This is a genomic window from Mesorhizobium sp. M1A.F.Ca.ET.072.01.1.1 (assembly GCF_004023325.1).
Classification (GTDB): Bacteria; Pseudomonadota; Alphaproteobacteria; order Rhizobiales; family Rhizobiaceae; genus Mesorhizobium.
In genome coordinates this window covers 1-3196 of the sequence record NZ_RZSF01000518.1, presented here as the reverse complement: position 1 = coordinate 3196, position 3196 = coordinate 1, and the positions used below count along the sequence as shown (strand labels likewise).

General features: G+C 63.1%; 6 protein-coding genes and 1 pseudogene. 6 read left to right on the top strand and 1 reads right to left on the bottom strand.

The genetic code is table 11. The features are described from left to right. Together EOA32_RS39035 and EOA32_RS35445 are read left to right on the top strand one after the other, a co-directional pair. Positions 1-208 (top strand): annotated as a pseudogene (locus EOA32_RS39035) (hypothetical protein); the annotation flags it as partial. Then, on the top strand, positions 208-549 hold the full coding sequence (locus tag EOA32_RS35445) for a DUF6105 family protein (RefSeq protein ID WP_066992578.1): 342 nt from the start codon (positions 208-210) through the stop codon (positions 547-549). The pseudogene EOA32_RS39035 and the gene EOA32_RS35445, both read left to right, overlap by 1 nt. Here EOA32_RS35445 and ruvX read toward each other — a convergent pair. Next, positions 491-973 (bottom strand): Holliday junction resolvase RuvX, encoded by a 483-nt coding sequence (gene ruvX / locus EOA32_RS35440; RefSeq protein WP_095777742.1) that lies wholly within the window; start codon positions 971-973, stop codon positions 491-493. The genes EOA32_RS35445 and ruvX overlap by 59 nt on opposite strands. Positions 974-1080: 107 nt before the next feature. Here ruvX and EOA32_RS35435 point away from each other — a divergent pair, with 107 nt between their 5' ends. The 4 genes from EOA32_RS35435 to EOA32_RS35420 form a co-directional block, all read left to right on the top strand. Further along, the gene (locus EOA32_RS35435) at positions 1081-1788 is read left to right on the top strand and encodes a metal-dependent hydrolase (protein ID WP_095777741.1); all 708 of its coding nucleotides are present in this window, start codon (positions 1081-1083) and stop codon (positions 1786-1788) included. Between the two features lie 137 nt (positions 1789-1925). Then, positions 1926-2213, top strand: coding sequence for an Asp-tRNA(Asn)/Glu-tRNA(Gln) amidotransferase subunit GatC (gene gatC / locus EOA32_RS35430; RefSeq protein ID WP_066992584.1), 288 nt, complete (start codon positions 1926-1928; stop codon positions 2211-2213). A gap of 7 nt (positions 2214-2220) precedes the next feature. Next, on the top strand, positions 2221-2679 hold the full coding sequence (locus tag EOA32_RS35425; RefSeq protein ID WP_128374169.1) for a GNAT family N-acetyltransferase: 459 nt from the start codon (positions 2221-2223) through the stop codon (positions 2677-2679). Then, positions 2679-3196: amidase (locus EOA32_RS35420; protein ID WP_245499503.1), on the top strand; the 518-nt coding region annotated here is incomplete at its 3' end. The genes EOA32_RS35425 and EOA32_RS35420, both read left to right, overlap by 1 nt.

Genomic DNA, 3196 nt, shown 5'->3' with positions numbered 1-3196 from the left:
GTTCATGATCGTCGCCATCCAGATGACGGCGCTGCTCGCCTCTTATGTCGCGGTGCTCGCCGAGCGACGCTCGGCTCTCGCCGCGATGACCTTGCATGAAAGCGAAGCCCGCCTGGTTTCCCATCGCATGGGGGCGGGCGTCGCGCACAGCTCGCTCCTGTCCCGCATCTCCAGCCGGCCGGAAACCAGACCCGGAGGTCGCCGCTGATGCGCGCCTTGTTCGCATTCTGGGCGGCTCCGCTGGTCCTGTTCTGGGGCTGGTTCTTCCTGTCTCTCAACGACATCAATTTCGGCTACGTGATGCTCAGCCGCCAATTGCACGACCTGGTCTTCCAGCTTTACGGCCAGATGCTCGGCGTCGATCCGGGAATCATCCCCGGTATGGTGGCGCGGGCCTGTGTGTTCGACAGTTTCCTGCTGCTCGGGCTGGTGGCATTCCGCCGCCGGCGCCAAATCGCCGAATGGATCAGGCGGCGCCGGGAAGGCCCTGTCAGCCCCGATCAGCTCGGCCGAGCGACTGGAGTCGGTCCAACGCTCCCTGCAGAATAAATGCCGCCGCCGCCGAATCGATCTTGCCGGCGCGCTTCTTGCGCGAGAAATCCATCTCGATCAGCGTTCGTTCCGCCGCGACCGTCGACAGCCGCTCGTCCCACAGCACGAAGGGCAGGTCGGACAAGGCGGCCAGGTTGCGCGCGAAGGCGCGGGATTTCTGGGCGCGCGGTCCTTCCGATCCGTCCATGTTGACGGGAAGGCCGAGCACGATCGCGCCGACATTGTCCTTCTCGAGCTGAGCCAGCAACTGGGCGGCATCGAGCGAAAACTTCTTGCGCAGGATGACCGGGCGCGGATGGGCGAAGGACAGGCTTCGGTCCGACACCGCCACGCCGATCGTCTTGTCGCCCAGATCAAGCCCGGCGAGCGTGCGGCCGCCCGCGAGAAGTGCCGGCAATTCCTCGATGCTTATGATGCCCAACCGCTCGTCCTGGTTAGTCGCCGCGCGGCTTTTTGATCGGCCGCGGGACTTTCAATTTGCTTTCGGCGTTCTATCCTTTGGCAACGAGAAAATCGAGGAATCCCTGCATGAAACTGACCTGGTATGGACATTCGGCATTCCGCATCGAGACCAAGGACGCCAACATCCTCATCGACCCGTATCTGGTCGGCAATCCGTCTTGGACGGGCGGCTGGGAAAATCCGGCCGAAGGGGTGACGCATGTTCTTCTGACCCATGGCCACAGCGATCATATCAGCGGCGCCGCCGAGGTGCTGAAGAAGAGCGGCGCCATGCTTGTCGCCAATTTCGAGATCTGCATGTATTTCGTCGGCCAGGGGGTCAGCGATAAGAAGATAAACCCCGGCAATATAGGCGGTACGGTCGATTGCGGTCCCTTCACCGCCACTTTCGTCCAGGCTTTGCACTCCTCTTCGTTCGGCGGACAAGACGGTACCAACACCTATCTCGGCAATCCGGGCGGGCTCGTGCTGCATTTCCCGGAGGACAAGACGCTCTACCACATGGGCGACACCGACATTTTTTCCGATATGGGGCTGATCAACGAATTGCATGAACCGAAGATCGGCATCGTGCCGATCGGCGATCGCTTCACCATGGGCGGCGCGGTGGCTGCCCTAGCCTGCCGCCGCTTTTTCCGCTTCGATACGGTCGTTCCCTGCCATTTCGGCACCTTCCCGATGATCGACCAGACCGCCGACAAATTCGTCGCCGGCATGGAGGGATCCGGCGTCAAGGTGGCGCTGCCCGAGATCGGCAAGGCGATCACGATCTAGGCGTTCGTCCTATGTAGTAGGGTACACTACCTAGAGCGGCGCCCGAAGCACCGCATCCCGGTCGGCGGCATGATCTATGTTGCGCCGCAAGCGCGGCGCCGCTATAGCCCGCACTGGTTTTCCCGAGGCAAATAGACATGTCCGTTGATCTTCAGACCGTGAAGCGCGTCGCCCACCTTGCCCGCATTGCGGTGAGCGAGCAGGATGCCGAGCGCATGACAGGCGAGCTGAACGCCATCCTTGGCTTCGTCGAGCAGTTGAACGAGGTGGACGTCTCCGGCGTCGAACCGATGACTTCGGTCACGCCGATGGAGATGAAGAAGCGGCAGGATATGATCACCGACGGCAACAAGGCGGTCGACATCGTCGCCAACGCGCCGGCCACGGAAGAGAATTTCTTCCTCGTTCCCAAGGTTGTGGAGTAAGGGCAGGATGGCCGTCGAAATCGGCGTCGAGACGCCCTTGCAGGACGACGTGCGCGCGCTGGTCGCAGAACTCAACACCGCGCTGCTCGAACTGACGCCGCCGGAACATTGCTATCACCTCACCGTCGAGCAGATGGCTGGCCACGACACGACCGTGTTCGTCGCCCGCGACGGTGGCCTTGCGGTCGGCTGCGGCGCGCTGAAGCGTCATGCGGACGCGGTGGGCGAGGTCAAGCGCATGTACACGCGGCCCTCGCATCGCGGCCAGAAGATCGGTGCCCAAATCGTTGCTCGGATCGAGGGTTTGGCGCGGCAGGAAGGCCTGAAGCGCCTGGTTCTGGAGACCGGCGATCGCCACCCTGCCGCCTGGACCGTCTACGAACGCGCCGGGTTTTCGCGTTGCGGCCCGGTGCTGGATTATCCCGACTCGGAATGGTCGGTGTTTTACGAAAAGAGCCTTGCCTGATGAGCGACCTCACACATCTCACCATTTCCGAGGCCCGCGCCAAGCTGCGCGGCAAGGAGATTTCGGCTGCCGAGATCACCGACGCCTATCTCTCGGCGATCGAGCGCGCCAATCCGGTGCTCAACGCCTATGTCGCGGTGACCGGCGACAAGGCGCGCGAGATGGCCAAGGCTTCCGACGCGAAGCTCGGCAAGGGCGAGGGCGGGGCACTCGAAGGCATTCCGCTCGGCATCAAGGACCTGTTCGCCACCGAAGGCGTCCACACCCAGGCCTGCAGCCATGTGCTCGACGGGTTCAAACCGCGCTACGAATCGACCGTCACATCCAACCTGTGGGCCGACGGCGCGGTGATGCTCGGCAAGCTCAACATGGACGAGTTCGCCATGGGCTCCTCCAACGAGACCTCCTATTACGGCCCGGTCATCAATCCTTGGCGACGCTCGCGCCTCGACACGGTGGTGACGCCGACGACGCATCAGGGCGACGGCGGGTTTGTCTCGGCCGGCGGCGCGAAGAC